2 protein-coding genes are annotated in these 1649 nt (G+C 64.8%); both read left to right on the top strand.

The genetic code is table 11. The features are described 5' to 3' along the window. A partial coding sequence (locus AHiyo1_RS23900; protein WP_148667764.1) for a PTS sugar transporter subunit IIA occupies window positions 1-485 on the top strand: 485 nt, incomplete at its 5' end. Next, window positions 485-1633, top strand: coding sequence for a mannitol-1-phosphate 5-dehydrogenase (locus tag AHiyo1_RS23895; RefSeq protein ID WP_059390276.1), 1149 nt, complete (start codon window positions 485-487; stop codon window positions 1631-1633). The genes AHiyo1_RS23900 and AHiyo1_RS23895, both read left to right, overlap by 1 nt. Window positions 1634-1649 lie beyond the last annotated feature (16 nt).

Raw genomic sequence — 1649 nt, 5'->3', positions numbered from 1 at the left:
TTGCCGAACCGGCCGCCGGTGCCCACGCGGCCCAGCCAGCCGTCGTCGGGGGCAAGGATGTCCTGCTCCCCGAAAGCGTGATCCTCACCGGCACCGCGACGGATCGTGACTCGGCCATCGACGAAGCAGGCAAGCTCCTGCTGGACCGCGGCGCCGTGGACATGGGCTACATTCACGCCATGCATGAGCGCGAGGAATCGGTGTCCACGTACATGGGCAGCTTCCTGGCCATCCCGCACGGCACGAACGCTGCCAAGAACCACATCCTGCACTCCGGTGTGTCGATCGTCCGCTATCCCGAGGGCATCGACTGGGGCGGCAAGCAGGTCAAGTTCGTCGTCGGCGTCGCCGGCATCAACAACGAGCACCTCCACATCCTGTCCTCCATCGCCAAGATCTTCACGGACAAGGCGCAAGTGGCCCAGCTTGAACAGGCCACGTCGGTTCAGGAAGTGCTGGATCTGTTCGGGAAGGTCAACGCATAGTGAAGGCAGTCCATTTTGGGGCAGGGAACATCGGACGGGGATTCGTCGGCTTACTGCTGCACGAGGCCGGATATGAGGTGGTCTTCGCCGATGTAGCGGATGCCTTGATCAGCCAACTCGCCTCCGCGTCCTCCTACGAGGTCCACGAGGTCGGAGAAAACGCGGCGGTCAAGACCGTGTCCGGTTTCCGGGCCCTGAATTCGGGCACCGAAGAGGTTGCCGTCGTCGCGGAAATCGCGACGGCGGACCTCGTCACCACGGCGGTGGGGCCGCACATCCTGAAGTTCGTGGCACCCGTGATCGCGCGGGGCATCGCCGGCCGCTCGCCGTCGTTGGCTCCGCTCCAGGTGATGGCCTGCGAGAACGCGATCAACGCCACGGACCTCCTGCGTTCCGAAGTGGAAGCGGCGTGGGACGGTGCCGCGGGCGATCTTTCCTCCGTTGCTGTTTTTGCGAATACCGCGGTGGACAGAATTGTCCCCAACCAGGCGCCGGGCCAAGGCCTGGACGTCACTGTGGAGACCTTTTACGAGTGGGTCATCGACCAGACGCCGTTCGCGGGGGAGGCGCCGGTTATCCCCGGCGCGACCTTCGTGGACGAGCTCGGTCCGTATATCGAACGGAAGCTCTTCACGGTCAACACGGGACACGCCTCGGCAGCATACTTCGGCTACGGCGCCGGCTTGGAGAAGATCTCCGATGCGATGGCCGACGCCTCGGTGGCCGCCCGGGTGCGTGCCGTGCTAGAGGAGACCAAACAGCTTCTCGTGGCCAAGCACGGTTTCGTCGAAGCTGAGCAGGAAGCGTACGTGCAGAAGATCCTGTCCCGCTTCACCAACCCGTACTTGCCGGACACCGTGAACCGGGTTGGCCGTGCTCCGCTCCGGAAGTTGGGCCGGCACGAACGGTTCATCGGCCCGGCAGCGGAACTGGCCGAGCGCGGAATAACTCCCGTTGCCTTGCTCGACGCGATGTCCGCTGCCCTTCGTTTCGACGACGGAGCCGACGACGAAGCCGTGGAACTCGCCCGGATGCTTTCGGAGATGGACGCCGGCGAGGCGGTTGAGCGGATCACGGAACTGCCGCCGTCGCACCCGTTGTTCCCGCAAGTGCAGAAGCTGATCGAAGACCGCAAGGCCGAGGCCTAGACAGCCGGGGCCGGGC

It is taken from the genome of Arthrobacter sp. Hiyo1, from assembly GCF_001263615.2.
Lineage (GTDB): Bacteria > Actinomycetota > Actinomycetes > Actinomycetales > Micrococcaceae > Arthrobacter.
This window is presented reverse-complemented; position numbering and strand designations above follow the sequence as displayed.